The organism is Microlunatus ginsengisoli, from assembly GCF_039537205.1.
In the GTDB taxonomy this organism is placed as follows: Bacteria; Actinomycetota; Actinomycetes; order Propionibacteriales; family Propionibacteriaceae; genus Microlunatus; species Microlunatus ginsengisoli.
Genome location: NZ_BAABAB010000014.1, coordinates 128,448 through 154,292, shown reverse-complemented (window position 1 = coordinate 154,292; position 25,845 = coordinate 128,448). Strand labels below are relative to the sequence as shown.

20 protein-coding genes are annotated in these 25,845 nt (G+C 69.8%); 9 read left to right on the top strand and 11 right to left on the bottom strand.

The window, feature by feature from the left end; genetic code table 11:
- Positions 1-158: 158 nt before the first annotated feature.
- Positions 159-11,684, top strand: a complete 11,526-nt coding sequence (locus ABD747_RS10035; protein WP_344803974.1) for a DUF7927 domain-containing protein — start codon at positions 159-161, stop codon at positions 11,682-11,684.
- A gap of 8 nt (positions 11,685-11,692) precedes the next feature.
- On the opposite strand, the gene ABD747_RS10030 is transcribed toward ABD747_RS10035, so the two are convergent.
- A complete protein-coding gene (locus tag ABD747_RS10030; protein WP_344803972.1) occupies positions 11,693-12,538 on the bottom strand; it encodes a PhzF family phenazine biosynthesis protein in 846 nt (281 codons plus the stop codon).
- 4 nt (positions 12,539-12,542) lie between these two features.
- Positions 12,543-12,815 carry a DUF2277 domain-containing protein gene (locus tag ABD747_RS10025; protein WP_344803970.1) on the bottom strand — a complete coding sequence of 91 codons (273 nt, stop codon included), beginning with the start codon at positions 12,813-12,815 and terminating at the stop codon, positions 12,543-12,545.
- Positions 12,816-12,925: 110 nt separating this feature from the next.
- Here ABD747_RS10025 and ABD747_RS10020 point away from each other — a divergent pair, with 110 nt between their 5' ends.
- Both ABD747_RS10020 and ABD747_RS10015 read left to right on the top strand, forming a co-directional pair.
- Entirely contained in the window at positions 12,926-13,315 is a 390-nt protein-coding gene (locus ABD747_RS10020) for a hypothetical protein (RefSeq protein WP_344803968.1), read from the top strand.
- The gene (locus ABD747_RS10015; protein WP_344803966.1) at positions 13,312-13,938 is read left to right on the top strand and encodes a TetR/AcrR family transcriptional regulator; all 627 of its coding nucleotides are present in this window, start codon (positions 13,312-13,314) and stop codon (positions 13,936-13,938) included. The genes ABD747_RS10020 and ABD747_RS10015 overlap by 4 nt, the downstream gene beginning before the upstream one ends.
- 253 nt (positions 13,939-14,191) lie before the next feature.
- On the opposite strand, the gene ABD747_RS10010 is transcribed toward ABD747_RS10015, so the two are convergent.
- From ABD747_RS10010 to ctaC, 3 genes are read right to left on the bottom strand one after another with little or no spacing between them, the layout of a single operon-like run.
- Positions 14,192-14,587 (bottom strand): cytochrome c oxidase subunit 4, encoded by a 396-nt coding sequence (locus ABD747_RS10010; RefSeq protein ID WP_344803964.1) that lies wholly within the window; start codon positions 14,585-14,587, stop codon positions 14,192-14,194.
- Positions 14,584-16,401, bottom strand: coding sequence for an aa3-type cytochrome oxidase subunit I (gene ctaD, locus ABD747_RS10005; RefSeq protein ID WP_344803962.1), 1,818 nt, complete (start codon positions 16,399-16,401; stop codon positions 14,584-14,586). Before ctaD ends, ABD747_RS10010 begins: the two co-directional genes overlap by 4 nt.
- Positions 16,398-17,270, bottom strand: a complete 873-nt coding sequence (gene ctaC, locus ABD747_RS10000; RefSeq protein WP_344803960.1) for an aa3-type cytochrome oxidase subunit II — start codon at positions 17,268-17,270, stop codon at positions 16,398-16,400. Before ctaC ends, ctaD begins: the two co-directional genes overlap by 4 nt.
- A 141-nt stretch (positions 17,271-17,411) precedes the next feature.
- On the opposite strand from ctaC, the gene ABD747_RS09995 reads away from it, so the two are divergent.
- Positions 17,412-18,560 carry a cysteine desulfurase family protein gene (locus ABD747_RS09995; RefSeq protein ID WP_344803958.1) on the top strand — a complete coding sequence of 383 codons (1,149 nt, stop codon included), beginning with the start codon at positions 17,412-17,414 and terminating at the stop codon, positions 18,558-18,560.
- Entirely contained in the window at positions 18,557-18,808 is a 252-nt protein-coding gene (locus ABD747_RS09990; RefSeq protein ID WP_344803956.1) for a sulfurtransferase TusA family protein, read from the top strand. The genes ABD747_RS09995 and ABD747_RS09990 overlap by 4 nt, the downstream gene beginning before the upstream one ends.
- Here ABD747_RS09990 and ABD747_RS09985 read toward each other — a convergent pair.
- From ABD747_RS09985 to ABD747_RS09975, 3 genes are all read right to left on the bottom strand, one after another.
- Positions 18,762-19,145, bottom strand: a complete 384-nt coding sequence (locus ABD747_RS09985) for a VOC family protein (protein WP_344803954.1) — start codon at positions 19,143-19,145, stop codon at positions 18,762-18,764. The genes ABD747_RS09990 and ABD747_RS09985 overlap by 47 nt on opposite strands.
- 149 nt (positions 19,146-19,294) lie before the next feature.
- Positions 19,295-19,660: a HesB/IscA family protein gene (locus tag ABD747_RS09980; RefSeq protein ID WP_344803952.1), complete on the bottom strand. Its 366-nt coding sequence runs from the start codon at positions 19,658-19,660 to the stop codon at positions 19,295-19,297.
- A 104-nt stretch (positions 19,661-19,764) separates the two neighbouring features.
- Complete coding sequence (locus ABD747_RS09975; RefSeq protein WP_344803950.1) at positions 19,765-20,835, bottom strand: glycerate kinase; 1,071 nt, start codon at positions 20,833-20,835, stop codon at positions 19,765-19,767.
- A 98-nt stretch (positions 20,836-20,933) separates the two neighbouring features.
- Here ABD747_RS09975 and ABD747_RS09970 point away from each other — a divergent pair, with 98 nt between their 5' ends.
- Both ABD747_RS09970 and nadA read left to right on the top strand, forming a co-directional pair.
- The gene (locus tag ABD747_RS09970; protein ID WP_344803948.1) at positions 20,934-21,518 is read left to right on the top strand and encodes a DinB family protein; all 585 of its coding nucleotides are present in this window, start codon (positions 20,934-20,936) and stop codon (positions 21,516-21,518) included.
- A 4-nt stretch (positions 21,519-21,522) separates the two neighbouring features.
- Positions 21,523-22,722, top strand: coding sequence for a quinolinate synthase NadA (nadA, locus tag ABD747_RS09965; RefSeq protein ID WP_344803946.1), 1,200 nt, complete (start codon positions 21,523-21,525; stop codon positions 22,720-22,722).
- A gap of 24 nt (positions 22,723-22,746) precedes the next feature.
- Here the strand turns inward: nadA and ABD747_RS09960 are convergent, their stop codons facing one another.
- A complete protein-coding gene (locus ABD747_RS09960; RefSeq protein WP_344803944.1) occupies positions 22,747-23,175 on the bottom strand; it encodes a nuclear transport factor 2 family protein in 429 nt (142 codons plus the stop codon).
- A gap of 28 nt (positions 23,176-23,203) precedes the next feature.
- Here ABD747_RS09960 and ABD747_RS09955 point away from each other — a divergent pair, with 28 nt between their 5' ends.
- Positions 23,204-23,686, top strand: a complete 483-nt coding sequence (locus ABD747_RS09955) for a MarR family winged helix-turn-helix transcriptional regulator (RefSeq protein WP_344803942.1) — start codon at positions 23,204-23,206, stop codon at positions 23,684-23,686.
- Between the two features lie 86 nt (positions 23,687-23,772).
- Here ABD747_RS09955 and pspAA read toward each other — a convergent pair whose 3' ends face one another.
- A complete protein-coding gene (pspAA, locus tag ABD747_RS09950) occupies positions 23,773-24,057 on the bottom strand; it encodes a PspA-associated protein PspAA (protein WP_344803940.1) in 285 nt (94 codons plus the stop codon).
- Positions 24,054-24,956, bottom strand: a complete 903-nt coding sequence (locus ABD747_RS09945) for a PspA/IM30 family protein (RefSeq protein WP_344803938.1) — start codon at positions 24,954-24,956, stop codon at positions 24,054-24,056. The genes pspAA and ABD747_RS09945 overlap by 4 nt, the downstream gene beginning before the upstream one ends.
- 243 nt (positions 24,957-25,199) lie before the next feature.
- Between ABD747_RS09945 and ABD747_RS09940 the strand changes: the two genes are divergently transcribed.
- Positions 25,200-25,775 (top strand): DUF3043 domain-containing protein, encoded by a 576-nt coding sequence (locus ABD747_RS09940; RefSeq protein ID WP_344803936.1) that lies wholly within the window; start codon positions 25,200-25,202, stop codon positions 25,773-25,775.
- Positions 25,776-25,845: the final 70 nt, after the last annotated feature.

Genomic DNA, 25,845 nt, shown 5'->3' with positions numbered 1-25,845 from the left:
CCGGCGTCCGTCCCGTGCTGCCGGCGGCACCGTCACTCCTGGTCAGGACCGGTTCGAGAAGTTGCTCGGCGTGTCTTCCGCGCGCATGACAGATGCGTTAGGTTGCTGCCGTAAACTCGACTGCCCACCGGGGGGGCGGGCTCTGAGGGGGCTCGCCCATGCCGTTCAACGACGGTCGGCAGAAGCCGCGCGCGCGGCTGCCGTTCCTCGTGGTGGCCTTCCTGATCGCCGTTCTGAGCTTCGGCCAGCCGGTTGCCGCGTACGCCGACCCGACGCCGTCGACATCGCAGAGCGCGAGCGCGGACACCGCGAAGGCCGACGAGGCGTCCACACCGTCGGCGACACCCTCGGGCACGCCCAGTAGCACTCCCGCCGGCGACGGCGCGTCGACGAAACCCACCGAGACGCCGGCCCAGACCCCGTCGGCCGACGCATCGACGGCCGAGCCGAGCAGGACACCGAGCGACGCGCCGACCAGCGAGAAGCCGTCCAGCGAGCCTCCTTCGCCCGAGCTGTCGTCGAGCGAACCGTCCACCCCGAGCACCTCCACCACTTCCCCGTCACCGAGCAAGACCAGCCGACCGGCACCCGCCTCCGGGGACGGCGGCGTCACCGCCAAGGTGGTCCCGCCCGCCACCGGCAACAATGCGGTGATCACGGTGAAGGTCGGCGGGAACCGCACGTCGCAGACCGCGGTCGGCAATCTGGCCGGAGTTCAACTGGGCTTCTACGCAGCCCAGACCGGCGGCACAGCACTATTCATCTGCACCTCGGACTCCGACGGTGACTGTTCGATCACGGTCCCCAACACGCAGTCCGGCGGTGCCAATCGCGACGCGCGCTATTGGGTGCGGCAGATTTCGACCGCATCCGGCTACTACACGAATCCCAACCTCGGCACCGGCACCACCGTGGCCTCCGACGCGTACACCTTCCAGACCGGCAACCAGCTGCGCAACGGCACGACCTACTCCTCGACCGTCGACTTCATGATCTCCACCGGCAGCACCAACAACGAGGCGTCCGGCGGCATCTGGCAGAACTCGCTGGTCAACCCGACCTTCCCGGCCAAGTGCGGGATCAACGTCGGCGTCCTGGTCGACCTGTCGAACTCCGTCAGTAGCGACCTACCGAACCTCAAGACAGCGGCCAAGACCTTCGTCAGTGCCCTCGGAGGTACGCCGTCACAGGTCGGGCTGTTCACGTTCGCCACATCCGCACCCGCCGCGGGCTCGGCCAACGCGACGCTGCCGCTGACCCCGGTTTCGACCACTGCTGGCGTCAACACCGTGAACGCCAGGATCGACGGGCTCGCCCTTCCCGGCGGAAACGACGGTGGCACGAACTGGGACACGGGGATCTATCAGGTGGCCCAGTCGGCATCGGCATTCGACGTGCTGGTCATCATCACCGACGGCAATCCGACCTTCTACGGCAGTCCGGCTCAAGGACCCGGCAACCGAACCCGGTTCCGAGAGGTCGAGAACGGAATCTTCTCGGCCAATGCGGTCAAGGCCGAGGGCACCAAGGTCATCGCGTTCGGCGTTGGTAGCGGAATCGAGAACGCGGGCAGCGGCCTCAATCTGCGCTCCATCTCCGGAACGACTGCGGGGACCGACTACTACCAGACCGCCGACTACACGGCCGCGGGCAACCAGCTCAAAGCCCTCGCTCTCGGCAACTGCCTCGGCTCTGTCACCGTCGTCAAGCAAGTTGTGCCCTCGACAACGGCGACGGGGAGTACCGCCGGCGCGCAGCCGCAGGGCGGCTGGACCTTCACGGGCTCGGCAACGAACTCGATCAGCGTCGGCAACTCACCGGGCACAACCGCCACCGTCACCGGCGCGGTGAACTTCCCACTCACCTTCCCGGGCGGGACGTCCTCGGGCACGGCGACGTTCACCGAGACGCTGCAGTCGGGTTACAGCTTGCACCAAGGTGTCGCCGGCCAGAACGCCGTCTGTACGCGGACGGACACAGGCGCCACCATCGTCCCGGGCAACGCCACCAACGGGTTCACCGTGGCGGTCAACTCGGCCTATCCGGTCAGCTGCATCGTGTACAACAAGGCACCCGTGCCGCTGGCGTCGGTCGTCGTCAACAAGCAGTGGCGGATCAACGGCACGGACTACCCCGACGGCAGCCAGCCGACCAACTTCGTCGCAGGTGCCACGATCGCCGGAACGGCCCAGGGGTGGGGGGTCGAACGGACCGGCTTCCGGCAGGGCGACACCCCGGCCATCAACGAGTCGATCAGCAACATCCCGATCCAGTGCACGCTGACGTCCAATCAGGTGGTGCTGGCCAACGGAGCGACGGTCACCCAGAACCTGCCCTACACCCCGACGCTGATCGCCGGGCAGAACACGTACACGATCCGGAACGTCGTCACCTGCCAGACGAAGCTCACGCTGACCAAGACAGTGCAGGGCGGCACCGAACCGCTGGCGAGCTGGACGCTGGATGCCGTGGCGCCGAGCGGCGCGCTCGCCGGCCCGAACGGGACCAGCGGCTCGGCGGGTGCCACCGGAGCCGCCGTCACGCCGGGCGTCACCTATCCGCTGGCCGAGATCGGCAACGGTGGAAGCACCCTCAACTACGTCCAGTTCGTCAACCCGAACGCAACCTTGATCGACGGGTCGACCGGCAGCTGGACGTGCCAGGAGGTCGGCACCGACGGAACGACCGTCATTCCGGGCTTTGCCGATGGGCTGAACGGTGGGGTGACCGTCCCACTCGGCAAATGGGTCCGCTGCAACGCGATCAATCAGACCGCCACCGCAATACTGAGAAAGGTCGTCCAGAACACGCACGGCGGCACGGCGGTGCCGGCGAACTGGACGCTGACCGCTACCCCGACCGGGACCTTCCCCGCGGGCCTGCCGTCGCATACCGTGACGGGGTCGACGGCGGGGTCCTCGTTCAACGTGCGGCCGGGCACCACCTACACGATCAGTGAGTCCACGGGGCCCTCGGGATACACGCTCGACTCCGTGACCTGCGACGTCTTGCCGGGGCAGACCAGGGCCACCCAGATCGGGCTCAACCCGCTCGACACCGCGACCTGCACCTTCACCAACGTCGACCAGCCGGCGACCCTGACGCTGCAAAAGACCGTGACCAACGACAACGGCGGCACGGCGACCGCGGGCCAGTGGACCCTCTCGGCCAGCGGGCCGACGCCGATCTCGGGCGCCACCGGCACCACGCCCGTCACGAACGCCGCCGTGAGCGCCGGGACGTACGCGCTGTCCGAGACCGGACCGTCCGGCTACACGGCAGGCGCCTGGTCCTGCACCGGTGGAACCGTGACCGGCAGCAGTGTGGCCGTCACCAACGGCGCCAACGTCACCTGCACGATCAACAACAACGACCAGCAGCCCCGGCTCACCCTGCGCAAGACCGTCACCAACGACAACGGCGGCACCGCATCCCCGCTCGCCTGGACCCTTGCCGCCGCCGGCCCGACCCCGATCATGGGCGTCGACGGCGTGACGTCCTTGGTCAACTCGGGGACGTACACGCTGTCGGAGTCGGGCGGGCCCACCGGCTACACGGCCGGGAACTGGTCCTGCACCGCCGGCACGCTGACCGGCGCCAGTCTGGTCCTGACGCCTGGCGTCACCGCGGTCTGCACCATCAACAACAACGACAATCCGGCGACGCTGACGCTGCGCAAGACCGTCACCAACGACAACGGCGGCACCGCGGTCCCGACCGCCTGGACCCTCGCCGCCGCGGGCCCGACCCCGATCTCCGGTGGCAGCGGGACCACCCCGGTCACCAACGCCACGGTCAACGCCGGCAGCTATACCCTGTCGGAGTCCGGCGGGCCTCCCGGCTACGCGGCCGGTTCCTGGTCCTGCACGGGTGGCAGTGTCACCGGCAGCAACGTCACCGTGACGATCGGCGCGAACGTCGTCTGCACGATCAACAACGACGACCAGGCGGCGCACCTCACGCTCGTCAAGACGGTCACCAACAACAGCGGCGGAACCGCGGTCATCACCGACTGGACTCTGACCGCATCGGGTCCGACGAGCATCAGCGGCGTCACCGGTGCCGGCTCGGTCACGAACGCCCCGGTCAGTGCGGGCACGTACACCCTGAGCGAGTCGGGTCCGCCGGGCTATGCCGCCGGCACCTGGTCGTGCAGCGCGGGCACCCTGACCAACAACAGCCTGGTGCTCCCGCTGAACACCAGTGCCACCTGCACCATCAACAACGACGACCAGCCGTCGACGCTGACCCTGCGCAAGACCGTCACCAACGACAGCGGCGGCACCGCGATTCCGACCGCCTGGACACTGACCGCGACCGGTCCGACGACCATCTCGGGCGCGACCGGCAGCGGGACGGTGACCAACGCGACCGTCGACGCCGGCACCTACACGCTGTCCGAGTCCGGCGGTCCCACCGGCTACACGGCCGGCGCCTGGTCGTGCGACGCGGGCACCCTGACCGGAGCCACTCTGGTCCTGCCGCTGAACACCAGCGCGATCTGCACGATCGACAACGACGACCAGCCGGGCACGCTCACGCTGGTCAAGAACGTGAACAACGGCACCAGCGGCGCCACCGCCGCCCCGGCCGACTGGACCCTCACCGCCGACGGCCCGGTCACCGTGACCGGTCCCGGCAACTCGGGCGCCGTCACCGGTCAGACGGTGCCGGCGGGCAGCTTCCAGCTCTCGGAGTCCGGCGGCCCGGCCGGCTACACCGCCGGCACCTGGTCGTGCACGGGTGGCGCCCTGACCGGAACGTCGGTCGCGGTGCCGAACGGCGGCACTGTCCGGTGTGAGATCACCAACACCGCCGTGGCGCCGACCCTGACCCTGGTCAAGACGGTCGATCCCGCCGGCAGCGGTTCGACCGATCCGGCCACGGCCTGGACCTTGTCCGCGATCGGAGCAGCGAGCATCAGCGGGCCCACCGGCTCGGACACCGTGACCGGCGCGACCGTGCCGGTCGGCCAGTACGACCTCGGCGAGTCCGGACCGGCCGGCTACACCGCCTCCGACTGGGTCTGCATCGGAGGTGCCGCGACGACGGCCACCACGGTCACCCTGACTGCCGGCAGCAACGCCACCTGCACCATCATCAATACCGCGATCCGGCCGACCCTGACGCTGCGGAAGGTCGTCGACAACGGCGACACCGGGGCGACCACTCCGGCCACGGCGTGGACCCTGATCGCGGTGAACGGCGGTTCGACCATCCTCGGCGCCACCGGCAGCGACGCGGCAACCGGCGCACCGGCGACGGTCGGCACCTACCACCTGTCCGAGAGCACCATCCCCGGCTACGACGCGTCGGCCTGGGTCTGCACCGGCGGCACCGCGACCACGGCAACCTCGGTCACGTTGGCGCTGAACCAGAACGCCACCTGCACGATCACGAACACCGCCCGGCAGCCGACGCTGACCCTGGTCAAGCAGGTCGTCAACGACAACGGCGGCACCCGGGTGCCGACCGACTGGACCCTGACCGCGGACGGGCCGACGAGCGGTATCAGTGGCCCCACCGGCGACCCAGCGGTGACCGGCGTGCCGGTCCAGGTCGGGTCGTACGTCCTCGACGAGAACGCGCTGCTGACCGGATACACCGCCTCCGCCTGGTCCTGCGACGCGGGCGACCTGGCGGAATCCACCGTCACCATCGGGCTTGGCGAGAACGTCACCTGCACCATCGTCAACAACGACCAGCCCGCGCACCTCACGCTCCGCAAGACCGTCACGAACGGCACGACCGGCGGCGAGGCCGAGCCGACCGACTGGGTGCTGACCGCGGCCGGGCCCGCCACCACGATCTCCGGCGCGACCGGCGACGCGACCGTCACCCGTGCGACCGTGCCCGCCGGTGACTACACGCTGAGCGAGTCCGGGCCGGACGGCTACACCGCCGGAGCCTGGTCCTGCGGCAACGGAGCCCAGGTGAACGGGGACGTCGTCACCGTGCCGAACGGTGGCGACGTGACCTGCACGATCCACAACACCGCCGAGCAAGCGCATCTGACCCTGGTCAAGAACGTCCGCAACCTCAGCGGCGGCACGGCGGTCGCCACCGACTGGACCCTGTCGGCCACCGGTCCGACCCTGGGCGTGCTCGGCCGGTCCGGAGACGACGAGGTGACGAACGTGCCGGTGCAGACCGGGACGTACGAGCTGGCCGAGTCCGGCGGCCCGGCCGGCTACACCGCGAGCGGCTGGTTCTGCGATGCCGGCACCCAGAGCGGCAGCAGCGTGACGCTCGACCTGGGCGAGGACGTCACCTGCACGATCACCAACACCGACTCGCCGGCGGAATGGACGCTGGCCAAGACCAGCGACCCGGCCAGCGGGTCGACGGTCGAGCCGGGCGACCTGATCACCTACACGGTCACGGCCACCCGGACCGGCGGGATCAACCAGACGAACATCGTGATCGAGGACGACCTGTCGGACGTGCTGAGCAACGCCACCGTGGTCGGGGACCCAGATCCGAGCACGGGCACCGCGAGCATCACCGGAACGACCATGACCTGGTCGATCCCGCTGCTGTCGAGCACCGCGACCGTGACCTATCAGGTGCGGGTGAACGCGGGCGCCTTCGGCGTCACGCTGGCCAATGCGGTCACCTCCGAGCAGAGCGTCCAGTGCCCGCCCCAGTCGCCCGGGCCCGAGTGCCGGACGACCCACGTCACCCCGCACTTCACCCTCAGCAAGACCTCCGATCCGGCGACCGGCGCCACCGTGCAGCCCGGGGACACGATCAGCTACACGCTGACCGCGACCAACGACTCCGACGGCGTGCTCACCGGCGCGACCGTCGCCGACGACCTGTCCGGGGTGCTGGCGAACGCCGCCCTTGGTACGGTCGGATCCGGCGGCACGGTCAGCGGGACCACCCTGACCTGGGACGTGCCCTCGCTCCAGCCCGGTGACGAGGCGACCCTGACCTACACGGTCACGGTGAACGCCGACGCGTTCGGCGTCGCGCTGGCCAACGTCGCGACGCCGGGCGAGGGCGGCGACTGCGTGCCGCCGGGCTGCGCCACCACGCACCCGACACCGCACTACACGCTGACCAAGTCCTCGGATCCCTCGACCGGTTCGACCGTGCTGCCCGGTGACACGATCACCTACACCCTGACGGTGAGCAACGACTCCGACGGCGTCGTCACCGGCGCGCAGGTGAGCGACGACCTGTCCGACGTGCTCGACAACGCCGCGATCGGCACGATCGGCACCGGCGGCTCCCTCACCGGCACGACCCTGACCTGGACGGTGCCGACCGTTCGGCCGGGAGACAGTGCGACCCTGAGCTACACGGTCACGGTGAACGCCGGCGCGTACAACGAGAGGCTCGCCAACGTCGCCACCCCGGGCCCGGGCGGTGAGTGCGAGGCGGCCGCCGACTGCACGACGACGCACCCGACCCCGCACTACACCCTGGCGAAGAGCAGCGATCCGGCGACCGGGTCGACGGTACTGCCGGGTGACACCATCACGTACACCCTGAGCGTCACCAACGACTCCGACGGAATCGTCTCCGGCGCCATCGTCACCGACGACCTCAGCGACGTCCTCGACAACGCGACGGTCGGCACGATCGGCACCGGCGCCGCGGTCGTCGGCGACACACTGACCTGGCAGGTGCCCGACGTCCGGCCCGGCGATACCGCCACTCTCACCTACACCATCACCGTCAACGCAGGAGCGTACGACCAGGCCCTCGGCAACGTCGCCACACCCGGACCGGGCGGCGAGTGCGAGACGGCAGCCGACTGCACGACGACCCACCCCACCCCGCACTACACGCTCACCAAGTCGTCCAACCCGGCGTCGGGATCGACGGTGCTCCCCGGCGACACGATCACCTACACCCTGACCGTCAGCAACGACTCCGCCGGCATCGTCACCGGCGCGCAGGTGACCGACGACCTGTCCGACGTCCTCGCCAACGCCACCCTCGGCACCGTCGGCAGCGGCGGCTCCGTCACCGGCACAACCCTGACCTGGACCGTGCCCACGCTCCAGCCCGGCAACACCGCCACCCTCAGCTACACCGTGACCGTGAATCCCGACACTTACAACGAGACGTTGGCCAACGTCGCCACCCCCGGACCTGGCGGGACCTGCGACGAACCGGTCGAGTGCACGACCACTCACCCGACCCCGCACTACACGTTGACCAAGAACAGCGACCCGGGCTCCGGAGCGACGGTCAATCCCGGTGACGTGATCGACTACACGCTGCTCGTCAGCAACGACTCCGACGGCGTGGTGTCCGGCGCCATCGTCACCGACGACCTGTCCGATGTCCTAGCACACGCCACCCTCAACAGTGTCGGCGAAGGCGGGTCGGTCACCGGGAGCACTCTGACCTGGACCGTGCCCGACGTGCAGCCCGGGGAGATCGCCACCCTGGACTACAGCGTCATCGTCAACGACGACGCCTTCGACCAGACCCTGACCAACGTCGCCACCCCCGGACCCGGCGGCGAGTGCATTCAACCGCAGGACTGCACGACCAGCAATCCGACGCCGCACTACACACTCACCAAGACGTCCCACCCGGCCTCGGGGTCGACAGTGCTGCCCGGCGACACCGTCAGCTACACCCTGACGATGACCAACGACTCCGCCGGCGTGGTCAGCGACGCCGTCGTCACCGACGACCTGTCCGGCGTGCTCGACAACGCCACCCTCCAGCAGCCGCTGCCCGCCGGCGCAACGCTGAACGGCACCACTCTCACCTGGACCGTGAACCAGCTCGACCCGGGCCTGACCGCCACGGTGACGTACGTCGTCACCGTCGACCCGGGCGCCTACGACCGGACCCTCGCCAATGTCGCCACACCCGGACCGGGCGGTGAGTGCGAGACGGCGTGCGCGACGACGCATCCGACCCCGCACTACACCCTGACCAAGTCCAGCGACCCGGCGACCGGTTCGACCGTGCTCCCCGGTGACACGATCACGTACACACTCACGGTCATGAACGACTCCGCCGGCGTGGTGTCCGGCGCGGTCGTCACGGACGACCTGTCCGACGTCCTGGACAACGCCACCCTCGGCACCGTCGGCAGCGGCGGATCGGTCAGCGGCACCACCCTGAGCTGGGCGGTGCCGACCATCCAGCCCGACGACACCGCCACTCTCACCTACACCGTCACCGTCAACGCAGGAGCGTACGACCAGACCCTCGGCAACGTCGCCACACCCGGACCGGGCGGCGAGTGCGAGACGGCAGCCGACTGCACGACGACCCACCCCACCCCGCACTACACGCTCACCAAGTCGTCCAACCCGGCGTCGGGATCGACGGTGCTCCCCGGCGACACGATCACCTACACCCTGACAGTCAGCAACGACTCCGCCGGCATCGTCACCGGCGCGCAGGTGACCGACGACCTGTCCGACGTCCTCGCCAACGCCACCCTCGGCACCGTCGGCAGCGGCGGCTCCGTCACCGGCACAACCCTCACCTGGACCGTGCCCACGCTCCAGCCCGGCAACACCGCCACCCTCAGTTACACCGTCACGGTGAACGCGGGGGCGTACGGCCAGATGCTGGCCAACGTCGCCGCCCCCGGACCCGGCGGCGAGTGCACCGAGCCCGACGACTGCACCACCACGCACCCGACCCCGCACTACGTCCTGGAGAAGTCCTCCGACCCGCCGACCGGATCCGATGTGCAGCCCGGCGACACGATCACGTACACGCTGAGGATGACCAACGACTCCGCCGGCGTGGTCAGCGACGCCGTCGTCACCGACGACCTGTCCGGCGTCCTCGACGACGCCACCCTGGAACAGCCGCTGCCCGCCGGCGTGACGCTCGACGGCACCACCCTCACCTGGACCGTGAACCGGCTCGACCCGGGGCTCGTCTCCACGGTGTCCTACACCGTCACCGTGAAGGAGGACGCGCACGGCGTGGTCCTCCGCAACGTCGCGACGCCCGGACCGGGCGGCGAGTGCTCCGGCGCGTGCTCGACCACCCACGCGACGCCGCACTACACCCTGGCCAAGTCCTCCCAGCCGGCCGACGGCGCGGACGTCCAGCCAGGGTCCACCATCACCTACACGCTCACCGTCGCCAATGACTCGCAAGCGACGGTCACCGGGGCCACCGTCACCGACGACCTGTCGGACGTCCTCGACGACGCGATCGTGTCCTCGGTCGGCGGCGGTGCGGCGATCTCAGGGACGAGCCTGACCTGGGCGGTGCCCGACGTTGCGCCCGGGGCGTCGGCCCGACTCGAGTACAGCGTCATCGTGAAGAGCGACGCCTGGAATGCCACCTTGCGGAACGTGGCGACTCCCGACTCGACAGGCGGCTGCGTCGGATCCTGCTCGACGACGCACCACACCTCGCACTTCACCCTCACCAAGTCCTCCGACCCGGCCTCGGGTGCGACCGTCGAGCCGGGAGACACCGTCACCTACACGCTGACCGTGCACAACGACTCGCAGGCCACCGTGACCGGAGCGGTCGTCAGCGACGACCTGACCGACGTGTTGGACAACGCCGCACTGACCGGCGTGCCGGACGGGGCCGCGGTCAGCGGCACCACCCTGACCTGGCCCGTCCCCGACCTGGCGCCGGGCGACGACGTGTCGCTGTCGTACGCGGTGACGGTGAACCCGGACCAGTGGGGCGTGACGATCCGCAACCTGGCCACGCCCGGACCGGGCGGTGACTGCCCCGCATCGTGCTCGACGGACGCGTTCACGCCCCGCTGGCTACTCGCCAAGTCGAGCGACCCGGCCTCGGCCTCGACGGTCGAGCCGGGCTCGAAGGTGACCTACACACTGACCGCCCGGAACGTCTCGGCGGTGATCATCAGCAACGCGGTGGCCACCGACGACCTGTCCGACGTGCTGGACAACGCCACGCTCGACGCCGTGCCGGACGGTGCGACGCTGTCCGGGACCATGCTGACCTGGAACGTGCCGACGATGGCACCGGACGCGATCGAGACGCTGGCCTACACCGTGACGGTGAACGACGACGCGCTCGGCCAGACGCTCCGCAACCTGGCCGCGCCGAACCCGTCGGGCGAGTGCGTACCCGCGGGCGACCTGCGCAACCTGCGGGCAGCGGTGGTCGGCGATGTCCGCGCGGCGGCCGATCCGGAGGTCTGCAGCACCAGCCACTACACCCCGGAGTGGACACTCGCCAAGACCAGCGATCCCGCGTCGGGCTCCACCGTGAATCCCGGCAGCACCGTCGCGTACACCCTGACCGCGACCAACACCTCGGATGCGGTGGTGAGAGGTGCGACGGCGACCGACGATCTGTCCGCGGTGCTGAACCACGCCACGCTGGAGCAGCAACTGCCGGGCGGTGCAACGCTCAGCGGGACGACGCTGACCTGGGCGATCCCGGATCTGGCCGCGGGTGAGTCGACGACCCTCACCTATCGGATCACGCTCGCCGAGGATGCCTACGACACCACGATCGAGAACGTCGTGACGCCGGGTCGGAACGGGCACTGCGCCGAGTCCTGCAGCACCGAACACGACACGCCGCCGACGCCCGTCCCCCCGACACCGACGCCCACACCTCCGCCGCACCAGACGGACCTGCCGAACACCGGCGGGCCGGAACTGGCAACGGTCGGAGTCGGGCTCGCGCTCCTGGTCGCTGGTGGCACCTTGCTGCTGTGGAACCGCCGCCGGCGGCGGACGCACTGAGCGGGCATTCAGGCGATCGGGCCGGCGTGTCCGCGAACTCGGACGCCGGGCTCACCGCGGACCAGCTCGACCGTGAGCTCGCTGGACCGGCCCATGTCCTCGCCCTGCCGGATGGTGAACGTCGCCGGCACCTCGATCAGGCCAAGCTCGCGCAGATAGCCGCCGAACGCCGCGGCCGCCGCCCCGGTCGCCGGGTCCTCGACCACTCCCCCGGGCGGGAACGGGTCGCGGGCGTGAAACAGCAGGGCTGATTCCGGCCAGACCAGCTGCAGGGTGACCAGGTCGTGCTCGCGCATCAGGGCCGCGAGCACACCGAAGTCGTACGCCAGCTCGGCCAGCCGGCGTCGGGTCCGGACCACGAGGATCAGATGAGCGGCGCCGGCGTCGGCGATCATGACGGGATACGCCGGATCCAGCTCGTCAGCGGTCCAGTGCAGCGCGCCCAAGGCGGCGTCGACGAGCTCTGGATCGGGCTGCCGAACGGTCGGCTCGACGCTGGTCAGCTCGGCGATCGGGCCGTCGACGTCGCTCGACGTGCGGACCCCGACCAGTCCCGCCGGCGTCCGGAACGCCAGGTCCGCCGGTGCGCCGCGCTCGGCCAGGGCGACCGCCGACGCGATCGTCGCGTGACCGCAGAACGGCACCTCCCGCTCCGGCGCGAAGTAGCGGACGTCGTACGTCCCCGACTCCGCCCGGGCGGTCAGGAAGGCGGTCTCGGAGTAGCCGACCTCGGCGGCAACGGCCAGCATCTCCGTCTCGGACATGCCGTCGGCATCGAGAACGATGCCCGCTGGATTGCCGCCGTCACCCCCCACGGTGAACGCGGCGTACCGGAGGACTTCGCGAGCCGTCATGGCCTCAGGCGGTGGCGTAGCGCTTCTCGGCCCGAGCACGCGCCTTGATCGCCTCTTCCTCGCGATTCTTCGGCGGGGCGGAGGTGGTCAGGTGGTCGAGCAGGTGCTGGGTGGCGTGCGCGATCGCGTGTACGGCCTCGTCGAACGCCGCCTGATTGGACTGAGACGGCTTCGTCGTCCCCGCGACCTTGCGGACGTACTGCAGCGCGGCATCGTGCACCTCCCGGCTGGTGGCCGGCGGCTCGAAGTTGTGGAGCTGACGAATGTTGCGGCACATGCCGACCATTGTGCCCGCCGGAACCGGCCGGGCCGCTGCTCGCCGCCTCGCGATCTGCCGTAGGTGATGGTTCGTTGCTTATTGACCGTCTAGTCAATATTATTGACTGCATGGTCAACAGCATCGAAACCAGCTCGTCCGTCCGGCTGCTGAGCGGTCTGGTCACCGGGTACGTCGCCGTCGTCGCCGGTACGATCGCCGCGCTCGTCGTGCTGACCGCGGTCGGCTCGCCGCGGGCGACGACCGAGGCCTGGGTACATGCCGCCATCGTGGCCGTCTTCGCGATCTTGCTGCCCCTCCGATTGCGAGCCGCTCGCCAGGGTTCGCGAGGCGCTCTGCGGGCCGTCGGCATCATCGCGGGAGTATTGGCGGTCGTGAACGTCGTCGAATCATTGATCCCCGGTCTGTTTCCCGGCTGGATGCGAGTCGAGATGATCGGCATCGCCGTGCTGATGGGGCTGGTGGTGCTCGCGGTGGTCCGGGTCGCGCGACACGGATGAGCGATCCGGTCCCCCAGCCCCGCCGGCGCCTCGGTGCCGAGGAACGTCGTGACCAGCTGGTCTCGGCGGCGGTCGCCGTGCTCGCCGCGCAGGGCTACCGCGGGGCGACCGCGGACGCGATCGTCCAGCAGGCAGGAGTGTCCAAGGGACTGCTCTGGCACTACTTCGCCGACCTCGACGACCTGATGGTGCAGACGGCGCGACGGACCGTGATGGCTATCGCGCGTTCCATCGGCGGTCGCCTCGACCTCACGGCGCCCGCCCCCGTAGTGATTCGCGATGCCATCCGGGCGGCCACCCGGATCCTGACCGAGCATCGGGCCGAGCGGCGCGCGGTGCAGGAGATCATCGCGAACCTGCGCACCCCCGACGGGTCACAACGGCTCAGCCTCGCCGACTACGAGGACATGTTCGCCGCCCAGGAGGCGATCTTCCGACGCGGCCAACGCGAGGGAGACATCAACCCGTCGCTCGACCCCCGGATCCTGGCCGTCAGCTACCAGGCGGCGGTCGACGGCATGCTCGACTACCTCGAGGAACACCCCGACCTCGACAAGGACCGCTACGCCGCCGACCTCGCCACCATCCTCCTCGACGGCGCCCGCAGTCCTCATCCCCGGTGAGCTCGGGTGAGCGCCGCCCTTCGACAGAGCCTGCCTGAGCTTGTCGAAGGGCTCAGGGAACGTTAGCGGCCGAGCGGACAGAGGGGCGAACGTCAGAGGCAGCGTCCTGCACCGAGCGCAAGCCGACGGCGAAACGAGCGGAGGACGGCGCCGCGGCGAGTGAGGAGGGATCCGCACGACAACGCTCTTCCGTCGTGCGCATCCTGACGAATCGAGTCGCGTTCAGCGCCGCCGGAGCGAGTGAGCCCAAAGGCTAGTGCGCGTGGTCTCCGCGGTAGAACTCGTACACCCAGCCGGTCAGCGCCACGCCGCCGAGCCCGAGGCCGAGCAGCAGCAGCCACCAACCGAACACCGGGCCCAGCACCGCCAGCACCACGGTCCCGGCGAGCAGCAGCGGCCAGGCCGACCGAGGCGGGAAGAAGCCCAGCTCCCCCGCACCCTCGGCGATCTCGCCGTCCTTGCGATCCTCCGGCCGCTCGTCGATCCGCCGGGCGACCAGGGTCAGGAACAACGAGAGCATCAAGCAGAGGAAGAAGGTCAGCGTGAGCGCGACCGCGCCGGTGATCTCGTGGCTGATGAACCAGTAGATCGGGGTGACCAGCAGGAAGAAGATCGTCAGGATGATGAAGATCCGGGCCTCGATCCTCACGGGCGTTCTCCCTCACCGGGCTCGGGCGACTGACTGGGATGATCCGCCTCGTAGGCGACCGCCGGATCGTCGGACTTGCCCTGCGCCCGGGCGACGAGCTCCTCGGCCCTTCCGGTGTCGTCACCGGCGTCGACCAGCTTGCCCGACGGGGTCAGGTTGTCGGCGTACTCGGCCGCGGCGACCTCGGGATGGTGCAGGTCGAAGGCCGGCGACTCCGACCGGATCCGCGGCAGCGAGGTGAAGTTGTGCCGCGGCGGCGGGCAGGAGGTGGCCCACTCCAGCGACCGGCCCCAGCCCCACGGATCGTCGGTGTTCACCAGCGGGTTCTTCCGCGACTTGATCACGTTCCAGAAGAAGGGGATCACGGACGCGCCGAGCAGGAACGCGCCGGCGGAGGAGATCTCGTTCAGCGTGGTGAAGCCCTCGTTCGGCAGATAGTCGGCATAGCGACGCGGCATGCCCTCGACGCCGAGCCAGTGCTGCACCAAGAAGGTGGTGTGGAAGCCGATGAACAGCATCCAGAAGTGGACCTTGCCGAGGTTCTCGTCCAGCATCCGGCCGGTGAACTTCGGCCACCAGAAGTAGTAGCCGGCGAACATGGCGAACACGACCGTGCCGAAGACCACGTAGTGGAAGTGCGCGACCACGAAGTAGGAGTCGGACAGCTGGAAGTCCAGCGGCGGGCTGGCCAGGATGACGCCGGTGATGCCGCCGAACAGGAACGTGGTGAGGAACCCGACGGCCCACAGCATGGGCGTCTGCATGGATATGTTCCCGCCCCACATCGTGCCGATCCAGTTGAAGAACTTCACCCCGGTCGGTACGGCGATGAGGAAGGTCATGAACGAGAAGAAGGGCAGGTTGACCGCGCCGGTGACGTACATGTGGTGCGCCCACACCGCCATCGACAACGCCGCGATCATCAGCGTCGCACCGACCAGACCGACGTAGCCGAAGATCGGCTTCTTGGAGAAGACGGGCAGGACTTCGGTGATGATGCCGAAGAACGGCAACGCGATGATGTACACCTCGGGGTGGCCGAAGAACCAGAACAGGTGCTGCCACAGGATCGGTCCGCCGTTGGCGGCGTCCAGCACGTGCGCGCCGAGGCGCCGATCGGCTTCCAGCACCAACAGCGCAGCCCCGAACACCGGGAACACCATCAGCACCAGGATCGAGGTGACGAAGATGTTCCAAGTGAAGATCGGCATCCGGAACATGGTCAGGCCCGGAGCCCGCATGGTGAGGATCGTGGTGACGAAGTTGACCGCGCCGAGGATGGTGCCGAGGCCGGCGATGTAGAAGCCCATGATCCACAGGTCGGAGCCGGCGCCGGGCGAGTTCACGGCGTCGTTCAGCGGTGCGTACGCGAACCAGCCGAAGCTCGCTGCGCCGGACGGCATCAAGAAGCCGGAGCAGGCCATCAGGCCGCCGAACAGGTACAGCCAGTAGGAGAACATGTTCAGCCGCGGGAACGCGACGTCGGGCGAGCCGATCTGCAGCGGCATGATCGCGTTCGCGAAGCCCGCGAACAGCGGGGTCGCGAACAGCAGCAGCATGATCGCGCCGTGCATGGTGAAGAACTGGTTGTAGACCTCGTAGGAGAGGAACTGCAGCCCGGGATGCGCAAGCTCGGCTCGGATGCCGAGGGCGAGCACGCCGCCGAACAGGAAGAAGCCCATCGAGGTGGCGAAGTAGAGGTTACCGATCACCTTGTGGTCGGTGGTGGTCAGCCAGCCCCAGATCCTCGTTCCGAGGGCTCGGGTCGGCTGGGCGATCTCAGCCGGCGTTGCGGTGCGCTCGAGGGTGGTCATCCCTCTCCCTCCTCGCTCTTCGGCGTGGCTTCAGGAGTCGGGTTCACCGGCGAGTTCGCGTTCGCCGGGCCCTTGGCCTCCCCGACCTGACCCTTGGCGATCAGCGTCTTCAGGTAGGCGTTGTATTCGTCGACGCTGACGATGTGCACGTTGAAGATCATCGCCGAGTGGTACGTCCCACACAGCTCCGCGCACTTGCCCGGGAAGGTGCCCTCGGTCGTCGGCGTCGTGTAGAAGTGGTTGTCCCGGCCGGGGACGACGTCCAGCTTGGTGTAGAACGACGGGATCCAGAACGAGTGGATGACGTCCGGTGAGGAGAGGTTGAACCGGATCGACTGGCCGACCGGCAGGTAGAGGTCGGGCGAGGTGTTGATCGTTCCGGACTCGTAGACGTCCTGCCCGACCGCCGGGTTGTCCTTCTCCTTGTAGTTGAACGTCCAGGACCACTTCTGGCCCACCACGTCGATCGTGTGATCCGGATTCGGCACCGTCGCGAGCACCTTGTTCTGGGTCACCACGGTGTAGTAGAAGAGCACCCCGATGATGATGAACGGCACGATCGTGTACATGATCTCCATCGGGAGGTTGTACCGATTCTGCTTCGGGATGTAGCTCGGGTCCTTGCGCTTGTAGCGCCGCGATGCCCAGCCGATCAAGCCCCAGACCAGAACGCCGACGAACGCCGCCGCGATCCAGGCGCCGATCCACAAATGCTCGATATAGGAGGTGTGGTTCCCCGACGGCGCTGGCAGGCCGAGCCGCTTCCACTGCTGGATGTCGGCCTCCGTGCACCCGGAGAGCGCCAGGACACCGAGGGACAGCCCGGCCAGCAGCAGCCGGCGTGCGGACCGCGATGTGATGCCACCCACGTCGAGCCTTTCTGGTTCACCGTCTGGTCGAACTGCAGCGCGACGCACGGCCGGACGATCATGAAACCGACCGACGTCGTAGGCACACACTAACGCAGGCCGACGCGGGCGACATCGCTTGGTCTGGCGTAAGTTTCGGGTGTGCCGCCGCTGGGAAGACCTGTGTATCTGGACGGGTCCTCCGCCGAGCCGCTGCTGCCGGAGGCGAGGGACGCCTGGCTGGCCGGCCAGCAGGCAGGCTGGGGCGACCCGCTGCGGCTGCACCGACCCGGGCGGCTGGCCGCGCAGGCGCTCGACCGGGCGCGCGAGGTGGTGGCCGCCGCGGTCGGCGCCCGCCCCGACGAGGTGGTCTTCACCGGCTCCGGAGTGCAGTCGAGTTATGCCGCGGTCGCCGGCCTGGCGCGCGGACGGCGCCGGGTCGGGACGCGGATCGTGACGTCCGCGATCGAGCACTCCTCGGTGCTGGCGGCCGCCGGCGGCCACGGTCGGCCGGTGAGCGTTCCGGTGGACGGGCAGGGGCATCTCGACCTCGACCGCTGGCGCGCGGCGCTCGCCGAGGGCGAGGTCGCCGCCGCCGCCCTCCAGGTCGCCAACCACGAAGTCGGCACCGTGCAGCCCTATCCGGCGGCGGCGCAGCTGTGCCGGGCGGCGGACGTACCACTGCTGCTCGACGCGACATCCGCCCTGGGCCGGCTCGACCTGACCTCACCGGAGGCCGGTTGGTCGGTGCTGACCGGCGCCGCGGCAGCGTTCGGCGGGCCGGCGTCGGTCGGGATCCTGGTGATCCGGCGAGGGGTCCGGTGGCGGGCGCCGTACCCGGTCGACGACTACCAGAACGGGCGGTGGCCGGGCGCGCCGGACGTACCGGCGATCGTGGCGGCGGCGGTCGCGCTGGAGACCTGGCTGGCAGACCGCGCGCGGCTGGCAGCGCACCAGCACGCGCTGGTCGGGCGGCTGCGCCACGGCATCGGGGAGCGGGTGCCGGACGTGGACGTGGTCGGCGATCCCGACGCTCGGGTGCCTCATCTGCTCACCTGCTCGGTGCTGTACGTCGACGGCGAGACCCTGACCCTCGAGCTGGACCGGGCCGGTTTCGCGGTCGCCAGCGGGTCGGCCTGCAGCGCGAGCAGCGAGACCCCGTCGCACGTGCTGGCGGCGATGGGCGCGCTGACCCACGGCAACATCCGGATCGGGCTGACCCGGACCACCACGGCCGCCGACGTGGACGCCCTGCTCGACGCCCTGCCGCCGATCGTGAGCCGGATCCGCGCGGATCTCGGGGCGCCGTGAGCGGGCCCGCGGTGACGCTGGACTGCCGCGGGATGGCCTGCCCGCGCCCGATCATCGAGCTGGCCCGGCGGATCGGCGAGATCGAGATCGGCGCCGAGCTTGAGCTGCTGGCCGACGACCCTGCCGCCCACGCCGACCTGATCGCCTGGTGCCGGATGCGCGGCCATACCCTGGTCGTCGCCGACCCGCCGCGGTTCGTGGTCAGGCGCGTTGGGCCGCCGACCACGCGGGCAGCTGCTGCAGGGTGAAACGGTTGCCGTCCAGGTCGCGGAACCGGACGAACCGGCCCCAGGGCTGATCGTCCACCGCGTCCGCGTCGACGCCCTGCTCGGTCAGCAGCGCGTGCGCGGCGTCCGCGTCGGCGATGACCAGCTGGACCGCGTCGAGCGAGCCCGGCTCCATCGGGCTGATCCCCTTGCCGAGCGCGATCGAGCAGGCCGAGCCCGGCGGGGTGATCTGGACGAACCTGATCTCCTCGCTCACCGTGTTGTCGTAGTCGACGTGCCAGCCGAGCCCGGCCCAGAAGTCACGCGCCCGGTCGATATCGGTCACCGGCACCGCGATCAACTCGATCTTCCAGTCCATCCCGCCTCCTGAAGTCATCGTCCGCCTCGTCGAGGGTATGGCCGGCCGCTGACAGTTCCGCCGCCCGCGACTCCCGAGAACACGAAACTCCCTGCCCCGGGACTCGGTCGGGGCAGGGAGTTTCGCGAGATTCGGTTGCGGCCTGAGCCTCAGTGGAAGCTGTCGCCGCAGGCGCAGGAGCCGGTGGCGTTAGGGTTGTCGATGGTGAACCCCTGCTTCTCGATCGTGTCGACGAAATCGATGGTCGCACCCATCAGATACGGCGCGCTCATCCGGTCGGTCACCACGTTCACGCCGCCGAACTCCTTGACGATGTCGCCGTCCAGGCTCCGCTCGTCGAAGAACAGCTGGTAGCGCAGACCCGAGCAGCCACCCGGCTGCACGGCCACCCGCAGCGACAGGTCGTCTCGGCCCTCGCCGTCGAGCAGCGCCTTCACCTTGCCGGCGGCGCCGTCGGTGAGGATGATGCCGTCGAGCGCCGGGCCGGCGCTCGTGCCCTGATCCGTTGCCGTCATATCTGTCTCCTGAACTGGGTGGACGCGACTTGCTCCGAAACGCAACCGACATACGGCGTCGGCTATTCCGCTCGCACTCAGTCTAGACGGTGCAGGCGCTCGCCTTACCAGGTCCAGGTACGGGCGACGCGCCGGGACAGGTCGGCGAGCGCGGCTTCGCTCGGGGACCAGCCCGGGTCGTGCGGCGCAACGCCGGCTCGCCCGGTGCGGCTGTCCCCACGGACGGCGTACGACGCCTCGATGCCCATCGCGCGCTGCTCACGCGAGCCGACGAACACCTCCCCGGCGAGCAGGACGCAGGGAACGAGCAACGAGGTGGCCAGCCGCGCCGCCGCGCCGACCACCTCGCCGCCGCGGTGGGCGAAGTCGAACACCGAGCAGCCCGTCAGCACCAGGTCCGGCCTGGGCTCCTCGTCGGTTGTGGTCAAAGTCACGCTCGGTCCAGTCGCCAGCCGTCCGCCAAGCGCCAGCAGCGCAAGGCCGAGCCCACCGCAGGCGCCCGACCCGGCCGCCGCGGCCAGCCCGGGTGCGACCACGCCCGCGAAGCGCTCCAGCGCCGCGTCGGCCGCCAACATCCGGGCGGGATCCTCGCCGTATTCTCGTCCGCGCCGCGACGTGATGCCGCGCAGCCCGAGCAGCAGGGCCGCCGGCTCACCCTCGGGCACGACCCCGATCAGTTCGGTCTTCCCGACCGCTGTGCGCACCGCGTCGAGGTCGAGCGTGCTCAATCGAGCCAGCGGCTCGACTCCGCCGTCGAGCGGAACGTCCGCCCGCGCACCCAGGGCGGCCAGCAGGCCGGCGCCCGCGTCGTGCACGTCCGGTCCGGCGAGATCGACGAAGACCCTGGACGCACCGCCGGCCAGCGCCGACCGGAGCGCGGTGCCCAGCGGCGCGGAACTCACCCCGTACGGCAGCTCGGCGGCGGGGGCGGCCGCCGGCTCCCAGCCGACCGCCCAGCCAGCGGTCGACCGCACGGTCGTCGCCACACCGTCGGGGCCGGCGGCGCGCTCGGCCTCGACGCCGATCGCGGCCGCGTACGCCTCGATGAAGCCGGCTCCGGCCGCACCGACGGGCATGACGCGGGTCGCCGCCTCCGGCCAGCCGGCGGCGATCAGACGTCCGGCGCGCAGCGAGCTCGCCGAGCCGATCCGGTCGCTGGCTACCAGGATGCGCACCGCGCCCATGCTGCCAGTCGATCCCGCTCTGCCTCCGACGGTCCCGGGCGATCCGGCCGAATCGCAGAGCTGTCAGTGCCGACTGCAAACCTGGGCACATGGTGCAGAGTCCCTCCCCCATCAACTGGAACGCCGAGCTGCTCGACCAGCTCGGCTGGCACTGGACGGCCCAGGCCCGACCGCGATTGGACGGTCTGGTCAACGAGGAGTACTTCTGGGAGCCCGTCGACGGTGCCTGGAATGTCCGAGCGCGGGCCGCGGCCGAAGCCGGGCCCGGCGGGAACGACTACGTGATCGACTGGGCCTTTCCACCGCCGGAACCGCCGCCGGTGACGACCATCGCCTGGCGGCTGACCCACCTGATCGTCGGCGTCTTCGGTGACCGGAACGCACGCTACTTCGGTGGACCGGCGGTCTCGTACGACTCGGAGCTGCCCGGCTCGGCGGACGAGGCGCTCCGCCGGCTGGACGAGGGCTACCGGGTCTGGACCGAGGGCGTGCGCGGTCTCGGCGAGGCCGGGCTGGCCGGTCGGTGTCGGGAGCAGGGCCGCGAGCAGCTGAGCATGGCCGCCTTGGTTCTGCACATCCACCGCGAGTGCATCCACCACCTCGCGGAGGTCGCGCTGCTCCGCGATCTGTGGGCGGTCATCCCCGGATGGGCACCCCTGCAGCGGCTACCCTGATCGAATGACCACCACCTCGCCCGAGCTGCCGACGGCACCGGGCAAGCGGAGCCTCTCGCTCTACATTCTGGGCACCCAGTCGGACCTGCACTCCGAGCGCGGGGTGGAGTGCCCCGGCGACCTGCCGCCGGCGTCGGATCCGGGCCTGGTCGAGCGGGCGCGGCGGGCCAAGGAGGCGCTCGGCAGCCGGGTGTTCGTGCTGGGCCACCACTACCAGCGCGACGAGGTCATCCAGTTCGCCGACGTCACCGGCGACTCGTTCAAGCTCGCCAAGGACGCGGCCGCCCGGCCGGACGCCGAGTACATCGTGTTCTGCGGCGTCCATTTCATGGCCGAGTCCGCCGACATCCTCACCGCGCCGGAGCAGAAGGTGATCCTGCCCGACCTGGCCGCGGGCTGCTCGATGGCCGACATGGCCCGGCTGGCGCAGGTCGAGGACGCCTGGGACACCCTGGCCGACGCCGGGATCGCGGACGTGACCGTGCCGGTCACCTACATGAACTCCTCCGCCGACATCAAGGCGTTCTGCGGCCGCAACGGCGGCGTCGTCTGCACGTCCTCGAATGCCCAGGCCGTGCTGGAGTGGGCCTTCCGCCGGGGCCAGAAGGTCTTGTTCCTGCCCGACCAGCATCTCGGTCGCAACACCGCCGTGCTCCAGCTCGGGTTGGGGCTCGACGACTGCGTTGTCTATGACCCGCGCCGCCCCGGCGGCGGCGTCAGCCCCGAGCAGCTCCGGGCCGCCACGATGATCCTCTGGAAGGGCCACTGCTCGGTGCACGGGCGCTTCACTCCCGAGGCCGTGGACGAGGTGCGGGGCCGGATCCCGGGGGTCCAGGTCATGGTCCATCCGGAGTGCCAGCACGAGGTGGTGCTCAAGGCCGACCAGATCGGGTCCACCGAGTTCATCATCCGCACCATCGAGCAGGCCCCCGCGGGCTCGTCCTGGGCGATCGGGACCGAGCTGAATCTGGTCAAGCGGCTCGCCGCGAATCATCCGGACAAGCAGATCTCGTTCCTGGAGCAGCACGTCTGCTACTGCGCGACGATGAACCGGATCGACCTGCCGCACCTGGTGTGGGCTCTGGAGAGCCTGGTCGCGGGCGAGGTGGTCAACCAGATCACCGTGGACGCGGAGACCGAGCGCTATGCCAAGGAGGCGCTGCAGCGGATGCTCGACCTGCCGGGCGAGACCTCGCGCGACTGAGCACCCGGCGCGAACCGATTCCGTTCAGCGCCGTTCCGGCGCCGGTGATCGCGGCGGCAGATAGCAGTCGTACGTCTCGTGGCGGAGGATCCGGCCGTCTCGCACGGTCACGAACGCTCCGATCTCGGCCATGAGTCGAGTGCCGGCCGCGAGCGGCCCGCGATCGTGAGCCGTGACGCCGGACCAGGTCGCCTGCAACGCCACCCGGTCCTCGTCGACCATCAGCGCCGTGATCACGAACGACTGCTCGGCGAGCAGCTCCCGCCCGGCACGGAGCGCGGCCAGCGCACCGGCCCGGTCGGTGCGAGACCCGGTGGGTGAGATCGGGTTCGGGTGCTCGACCAGTTCCAGCTCGGGGTCGAGCAGCTCGGCCACCTCTGCCTCGTCGACGCCGAGGTCGGCGACGGCGGCGACGTACCGGCGAACCAGTTCTTCAACCTTGGTTGTGGACATGCTCGACCATATCCACAACTATGGTTGTGTGTCTACGCCCGATCTGTCCTTCGTCGTGCTGCTGTCGCTGCTCGGCCCCGCCGTCGACGAGTACGTCCTCTCCACGCTCGCCGGCGACGGGCTGACCGAGCTCAGGGTCAGCCACGGGTACGTGGTGCAGCGGCTGATCGACGGCCCGCGTTCGATCGGCGACATCGCGGGCGAGCTCGGGATCACCCAGCAGGCGGTCTCGAAGTCGGTGGGTCAGCTCGTCACTGCCGGCTACGCGGCCTTGTCGTCCGATCCGGCCGACGGCCGCCGGCGGCTGGTCTCGCTCACCGACCGCGGCCACACGACGGTCTCCCGCGCTCGCGCCGCCCGGTCGGACCTCACCGAGCGGCTGGGCCGACGAGTCGGCGCGGCCGATCTTGCGACCGCGGGCCGCGTGGCTTCTGCGGTCGCCGAGGAACTGGGCGTGGCCGACGACCTGCGTCACCGTAGCGTGCGGCCACCACGGGAAATGTCGGCATGACCGCCCGCGAATCGTTCCGCGGAACTGAACCTGTTCCGGTCATCCGCACCGACGCATTGCCGGAACGGCGCAGGTGTCCGAGAGCCTCAGCCCGGGATCAGGCCCTCGCCGGTCGGGTTCAGCAGAGCTCGCACGTCGACCACCGTCGCGTCGGCGCCCGGCAGGATCAGGTCGGAGTCGCGCAGGTCGTCGTCCGACAGCGCGGTGCCGGCGCTGCGGACCTCGCCCAGCAGCCGGCTCAGCGCCGCCGTCAACTCCTCCTGGTCGTCGGCGGCGACGGCACGCTCGACCTCGGCGTCCAGGTCGTTCAGATCCGAGACCGCGGCGTCGCCCACCTCCCACTGGCCTTCACCGAGGATGCGAACGATCACCGCAGCTCCCCCGCGTTCGGCTGCGTCTGCTGCGGGTCGTACTGCTGGGGCTGTTGATAGCCGCCCGGCTGACCCTGACCCGGAAGCTGCGGGGGCGACTGTTGCGGGGCCGCCTGCTGGGACGCCTGCGGCACGCCCTGACCCGGCATCACCTGCCCGGTCGGCTGGCCCTCGATCGCCGGCGCCGACGCACTCGATCCGGCGCCGAGCGACGCCTTCATCCGAGCCAGCTCGTTCTCCACGTCGGAGCTCGACGCGAGTTGCTCCAGCTCCAGGGTGATGTCGTCCTTCGCCATCCCGGTCGGATCCTCCAGCGCACCGCTGGCGAGCAGCTCGTCGATCGCGCCGGCCCGCGCCTGCATCTGTGCCGTCTTGTCCTCGGCCCGCTGGATCGCGAGACCGACGTCGCCCATCTCCTCGCTGATCCCGGAGAACGCCTCGTTGATCCGGGTCTGCGCCTCGGCCGCCGAGTACGTCGCTTTGATCGTCTCCTTGCGGGTCCGGAACGCGTCGACCTTGGCCTGCAGCCGCTGGCTGGCCCGGGTCAGCTTCTCCTCCTCCCCCTGCAGCTGCGCGTGCTGCTGCTGCAGGTCGGCGAGCTGTTGCTGCAGACCGGACCGGCGGGTCAGCGCTTCGCGCGCCAGGTCCTCGCGACCGACCTCCAGCGCCTTCTGCGCCTGCTGGGTCAGCTTGTCGATCTGCAGGTTGAGCTGGTTCGCCTGGATCTCCACCCGCTTGCGGCTGGTCGCGACGTCGGCCACCCCCCGGCGCACCTTCTGGAGCAGTTCCAGCTGCCGCTGGTAGGAGTAGTCGAGCGTCTCGCGTGGATCCTCGAGCTTGTCCAAGGCCTTGTCGGTCTTCGCGCGGAAGATCGTCGACATGCGCTGAAAGATGCCCATGAGCTGTGGCTGGTCCTTCCGGTCACGAGTGCGCGGCTCTCCGACAAGCCGTACGCTCCCGGCCGGCCACGCGACATCACAGGCTTCCAGCGTATGCCCGACCCGAAACCACGACACAGCGCGTCACAGGGAGTAGTTTCGTTTTGGGTCGACCCCCTGAGAGAATTCCGGGGTTCGGCGGTCCGACCCTGACCCGCGGCAGTAGCGCCGCAGTCGGATCCGCTGCTTCGAGGAGAGGACATCGTGGCACTGTTCGGGCGAAAGCCGGCCTCCGAGGAGGAGCCGGAGACTCCCCCGCCGCTGGTGCAGGAGGTCGGACTCGGCGGCCAGACGCCGAAGAAGGGTCGCCCCACGCCCAGCCGCAAGGAGGCCGAGGACGCCCGGCGCCAGCGGGTCACCCGCACCATGACGAAGAAGGAGGCCCGGGCCGAGTCCTCCCGGCAGAACCGGATCGAGCGGGCGAAGTCGATGAGCGCTCGCGAGGCGGTGCCGGAGAAGGCACTGATGCGCGACTACGTCGACTCGCGGTTCAGCATCGGCGAGTTCCTGCTGCCCGCGCTGGTGGTCATCCTCGCGCTGACCTTCCTCAGCACCACCATCCCGAAGATCGCCCTGATCAGCACCGTCGTGATGTACGCCTTCATCCTGCTCGTGCTGCTGGACTGCTTCTTGATGTGGCGCGGGTTCAAGAAGGTGCTCGCTGAGCGACTGCCGAAGGCCTCGACCAAGGGCCTGCTGATGTACGGCATGAACCGCTCGATCCAGATCCGTCGGTTCCGGATGCCCGCCCCGCGGCTCAAGCGCGGCGAAGAGTACTGAGTTTTGATTGCTCCGCTCGGCAAGCCTCGCTCTCGCGCTCCGCTGCGCTCCAGGCCGGCTCGTTCGTCGG